Genomic DNA, 5,517 nt, shown 5'->3' with positions numbered 1-5,517 from the left:
GTCTGCGCGTCACAGCCAACATTCCTACCGGGTTCTGCCCTGGAGCAGGGGCAGAACCCGAAGATTGATCACAACATCACACAGGCCCTAGCACCGTCTGCAGCAGAAAGGGCTGGGCCACGATGGCGCGTACGGACGGATCAAAATCGGCGAAGAGCAGACGCGACAACTCAAGCCGTGACTCGTAGATCACGTGATCGCCCATCGTCGCCGACCAGTAGGTGCCCGAGTAGTGCTTCTGGTTCCTGTACCAGCGGAACGTCCGCCACGGATGAGCCGTCTGCAGCGACGCCGGTGCGACGGACGCCCAGGAACACTCCTCAATCCCGCTACCGCGCCCACGAAAGCTGACAGTCGCTTCCATCCCCACTCCCGAGTTGGAGTTGCCCCTCGGCAGCACGATGCTCCCGCCCAACACGCTGACGGGAGCACACCGGCAACACTCACTCGAACGAGGTACGGCAGCGACCTGCGAATCTCAGCCTGGTGTCGGATCCGACTTCGATCCGACACCGACCATGAGATTCCGACACGAAATTTGAGACCCTACACAACGGCGCGGTCAGTCCCGCGTCATGTCGACGAAGCGCGAGTAGTGGCCCTGGAAGGCCACCGTGATGGTGGCGGTCGGACCGTTACGGTGCTTGGCGACGATCAGGTCGGCCTCGCCGGCGCGCGGGGACTCCTTCTCGTAGGCGTCCTCGCGGTGGAGCAGGATGACCATGTCGGCGTCCTGCTCGATCGAGCCGGACTCACGCAGGTCCGAGACCATCGGCCGCTTGTCGGTGCGCTGTTCGGGACCACGGTTCAGCTGGGAGAGCGCGATCACCGGCACCTCCAGCTCCTTGGCCAGCAGCTTGAGGTTTCGCGACATGTCCGAGACCTCCTGCTGGCGGTTCTCGGCCCGGCGGGAGCCGCCGGACTGCATCAGCTGGAGGTAGTCGATGACGACCAGCTTGATGTCGTTGCGCTGCTTGAGCCGGCGGCACTTGGCGCGGATCTCCATCATCGACAGGTTCGGCGAGTCGTCGATGAACAGCGGCGCCTCACTGACGTCCGGCATCCGCCGGGCGACCCGCGTCCAGTCGTCGTCCGTCATGTTCCCCGAGCGCATGTGGTGCAGCGCCACCCGGGCCTCCGCCGAGAGCAGACGCATGGCGATCTCGTTGCGCCCCATTTCGAGCGAGAAGATCACGCTCGGCAACTTGTGCTGGATCGAGCAGGCCCGCGCGAAGTCCAGCGCCAGGGTGGAGTTGTGCGTCGGCACCATGGCCCGGGTCGCCAGGTACAGGTGGTCCGGGTTGTCGACCTCGACGCACCGGACGGGGACGCTGTCCGTCTCGCGCACCTCGACGATGAAGCGCTGCCTCAGCCGCGCCGTACCGGGGCGCCTGCGGTCGGAGTGCGTGATCCGCTTCCGCTCCAGCCCGAAGACCTCGTCCTCCGGCGTGAAGGTGACGATGTAGGCCGTGGACGAGTCCTCGGAGCGCCCCTTGACCCGCTTGGTGGCCACCCCGCAGCGGTAGCCGAGGCCGACCACGAGTTCCCGGAAGCTCTCGGCCAGTACCCGGTTGGTGACGGCGAACTGCACCGAGCCCGTTCGGTTGACCGTTCCGTCCGTGTCGAGGAGCCCGGCCAGCAGCGCCCGGCGCTGGGCGATGGAACCACGCAGGTACTCCGCGGGGATGTGCTTGTCGCCCAGGACCCCGAGGCCCCGTAGCGCCACGAGCAGGCTGCCGTGGCTCCGGGTGCAGCCCGAGCACCGCGGTTCGGCGGCGCCCGAGACGCACGCCCGGCCACAGTCCACGCAGGTGGGTGCCGGAACGGGCGCCGAGACCAGCCGCGCCCGCCCGCCGCACGACCTTCCGCAGGTCCGCACCTGGGCGAGCTTGGGCATGAAGGCGGCGCCGCAGACGACGCAGACCCGCTCGGCGGCCACCGGCCGCGCCACCGCGAACCTCAGCGCGTAGGTCAGCGACGTGCCGCCCACCTGCCGTGCCTCGAAGCCCTCCTCCTCGATGCGGCGGATGATCTCCGGGTCGGCCGAGGTGATCCTCGCGGCGTCGCTGTGGCCGTCACCCAGCCAGGCCCCCAGCGTGTACGGCGGTACGGGCAGGTCACGCTCCGGAAGGTCCAGTGCCGCGGTGTTGCGGACGGAGTGGTTGGCACGGCGGTCCGCCGTAAGGCAGCGAACCGTCGCGGCGATCTCCTTGGTCGTCCTGACCTCCGCCCGCGCGGCCCGTGCCGACCTGCGGGAGGCCCGGGTCTCGGTCAGCCACTGGTGGTCGGCGTCGGCGATCACGGAGGTACCGTCGTCGAACACCACCTCGAAGCACGGGCGGCCCGTCATGACCTCGGTGGCGGCGACCACCCGCGTCGGCAGCCCCGCGGCATCGAGGAGGAGGTCACCCGTCCGGACCTCTCCCATGGTGGTCCAGCCGTCCGGGGTCGGCAGCGGCGTGTCCAGCGCCAGGGCCTTACCCATGGCCGGACGGGCCGCGATGACGATCATCTGGCCGGGGTGCAGGCCGTTGGTGAGCTGGTCGAAGTCGGCGAAGCCGGTCGGGACGCCGGACATCTGGCCGTTGCGGGAGCCGATCGCCTCGATCTCGTCGAGGGCGCCCTCCATGATGTCGGAGAGCGGCGCGTAGTCCTCGTTGGTCCGCTGCTCGGTGACGGCGTAGATCTCCGCCTGGGCCGCGTTGACGATCTCGTCGACGTCGCCCTCGGCGGCGTAGCCCATGCCCGCGATCCGGGTGCCGGCCTCGACCAGCCGGCGCAGCACCGCCCGCTCGTGGACGATCTCGGCGTAGTACTCGGCGTTGGCGGCGGTCGGGACGGAGTTGACCAGGGTGTGCAGGTAGCCGGGGCCGCCGACCCGGACGAGCTCGCCGCGCTTGGTCAGCTCGCCGGCCACGGTGATCGGGTCGGCCGGCTCCCCGCGGGCGTAGAGGTCGAGGATGGCGCCGTGGATCAGCTCGTGCGCGGGCCGGTAGTAGTCGGCCGGCTTCAGCACCTCGACCACGTCGGCGATGGCGTCCTTGGACAGCAGCATGCCGCCGAGGACGGACTGCTCGGCGGCGAGGTCCTGCGGGGGCACCCGCTCGAAGCCGTCGGCCGCGGAGCGCTCGTCCTCGTCGTCCTGGCGCCGCTTGCCGCCGTCGCGCTGGAAGCCGCCCGAGCCCTTGCCGCCCTTCTGGAAGCCGCCGGAACCGGAGCCGGAGCCCGAACCGCGCCCGCGCGCGACCGGCAGCCGGTCGCCGGGACCGTCCGGGAAGGGAGCGTCGGCGAAGGCACCGACCGGGAACGGGTCGTCCGCGGTCTGCCAGTCCTCCTCCGGCGGCGGGGCGTCGTGGTCGTCGTACTGGGGGCCGGTCACGCGTGTTCCCCGATCAGCGAGTGGTGCGAGTTGGAGCGGGCCTTGCCGGTGGCTGGGTGGAGCGGAGCCGCGCCCCTCTTTCTACCTCCACCGCACCGACAAATCGGACGCCGGGGCGGGTGGGAGTGTCGGGCGGAGAGCCCACGCTAAGGCGCCGGAAGCCCTTCAGCCAAGGCGGTTATCCACAGGGGGTGTGGACGAGCGGCCGGAGGCTGTGGAGAAGTACCGCAAACCTGTGGACGCCCCTGTGGAAAGCCCTGTGGATAACCGGACCATCGATCCGCTGTCAACCTGATGACCTGGGATTACCTCGTTCGAGGGCTGTGCATGAGAAATTCTTCACACGCAGCCGAGTGGCCGTGGACACACAGCACCGCGGACTCGTCGCCCAGGATTTCGAGTAACACTCCAAACCGGCTGGCGGTCATTACCTGTGGATGAGTAGCCTTGACCCCATGACCGCCCCCACCACCGACCGCCGCCGGCACGACAGGGAGATCCTCGCCCTGGCCGTCCCGGCCTTCGGCGCCCTGGTCGCCGAGCCGCTGTTCCTGCTGGCCGACTCGGCCATCGTGGGCCACCTCGGCACCCCCCAGCTGGCCGGTGTGGGTGTCGCCTCGGCCGCGCTCACCACCGCCACCGGGGTCTTCGTCTTCCTCGCCTACGCCACCACCGCCGCGGTCGCCCGCCGGATCGGCGCCGGCGACCGCCGGGCCGCCATCCAGCAGGGCATCGACGGCATCTGGCTCGCCCTCGCGCTGTCGCTCGGCGTGGTCGCCCTGGCCGTGCTGCTGGCGCCCTGGGCGGCCGACCTGCTGGGCGCCTCGGCCACCGCCGCGCCCTACGCCGTGACGTATCTGCGGATCAGCGCGCTCGGCATCCCCGCGATGCTGATGGTGATGGCCGCCACGGGCGTGCTGCGCGGCCTCCAGGACACCCGCACCCCGCTGCTGGTGGCGGTCGCGGGCTTCGCCGCCAACATCGGCCTGAACGTCGGCCTGGTGTACGGCGCCGGGCTGGGGGTGGCCGGCTCCGCCTGGGGCACCGTGCTGGCCCAGACCGGGATGGCCGCCGCCTACCTGGTCGTGGTGGTCCGCGGGGCCCGCCGGGAGCGCGCCTCGCTGCGGCCGGACGCGGCGGGCATCCGGGCCTGCGCCCGGGCCGGCGGACCGCTGATGGTCCGCACGCTGAGCCTGCGCGCCATCCTGATGATCGCCACCGCGGTCGCCGCCGGGCTCGGCGACGACGCGATAGCCGCGCACCAGGTCGCCATGACGGTCTTCCTCTTCATCGCCTTCGCCCTGGACGCCATCGCCATCGCCGGGCAGGCGATCATCGGCCGCCACCTGGGCGCCGCGGACGTCGCCGGGGCGCGGGCGGCCACCCGGCGGATGATCGAGTGGGGCATCGGCTCCGGACTGCTGCTCGGCCTGCTGGTGGTGGCGGCCCGGCCGCTGTACGTCCCGCTGTTCACGCCCGACCCGGCGGTGCAGGCCCAGCTGAACACCGTGCTGCTGCTGCTCGCCCTCTGCCAGCCGGTCTCCGGCCTGGTCTACGTCCTGGACGGGGTGCTGATGGGCGCCGGCGACGGCCCGTACCTGGCCTGGGCCATGCTGGCCACGCTGGCGGTCTTCGCCCCGGTGGCCCTCGCGGTGCCGGCCCTCGGCGCCGGACTGGCCGGGCTCTGGTGGGCGATGAACCTGTTCATGCTGGTCCGCGCGGCGTTCCTGGCCCGGCGAGCCCTGAGCGGCAAGTGGCTGGTCACCGGCGCGGTGCGGGCCTGAGCCAGGGCCCCGGTGCGGGCCTGAGCCCGGGCCCCGGTGCGGCGCCGGGCCCCGGGAACGACCGAGGGCCGGCCACCCCCCGAAGGGGTGACCGGCCCTCGGGCCACAGCTACGGAGCTCAGGCAGCGACGACGGCGACGTCGAGGTTGGCCTGGACGTCGGAGTGCAGCTTGACCGAGACCTTGTGGGTGCCCACGGTCTTGATCGGCGAGGCGATCGCGACGGCGCGCTTGTCCACGGCCGGGCCGCCGGCGGCCTTGATGGCCTCCACGACGTCGGCCTGGGTCACCGAACCGAACAGACGGCCGGCCTCGCCCGAGCGAACGGCCAGCTTGACCTGGACGCCTTCGAGCT

General features: G+C 71.3%; 4 protein-coding genes. 1 reads left to right on the top strand and 3 read right to left on the bottom strand.

Features of this window, described 5'->3' with window-relative positions; all coding sequences use genetic code 11:
• Positions 1-76 precede the first annotated feature (76 nt).
• Together ABZ495_RS29765 and dnaB are read right to left on the bottom strand one after the other, a co-directional pair.
• Complete coding sequence (locus ABZ495_RS29765) at positions 77-364, bottom strand: hypothetical protein (RefSeq protein WP_359838971.1); 288 nt, start codon at positions 362-364, stop codon at positions 77-79.
• A gap of 198 nt (positions 365-562) precedes the next feature.
• The gene (gene dnaB / locus ABZ495_RS29760) at positions 563-3,253 is read right to left on the bottom strand and encodes a replicative DNA helicase (protein WP_359805979.1); all 2,691 of its coding nucleotides are present in this window, start codon (positions 3,251-3,253) and stop codon (positions 563-565) included.
• A gap of 581 nt (positions 3,254-3,834) precedes the next feature.
• Here dnaB and ABZ495_RS29755 point away from each other — a divergent pair.
• Positions 3,835-5,163 carry an MATE family efflux transporter gene (locus ABZ495_RS29755; protein WP_359805962.1) on the top strand — a complete coding sequence of 443 codons (1,329 nt, stop codon included), beginning with the start codon at positions 3,835-3,837 and terminating at the stop codon, positions 5,161-5,163.
• Positions 5,164-5,281: 118 nt separating this feature from the next.
• Here the strand turns inward: ABZ495_RS29755 and rplI are convergent.
• On the bottom strand, positions 5,282-5,517 hold a 236-nt coding region (gene rplI / locus ABZ495_RS29750), incomplete at its 5' end, for a 50S ribosomal protein L9 (protein ID WP_359838970.1).

The organism is Kitasatospora sp. NPDC005748 (assembly GCF_040630735.1).
In the GTDB taxonomy this organism is placed as follows: Bacteria; Actinomycetota; Actinomycetes; order Streptomycetales; family Streptomycetaceae; genus Kitasatospora.
The sequence above is the reverse complement of the archived record's forward strand: the minus strand, read 5'-3'. Positions and strand labels throughout refer to the sequence as shown.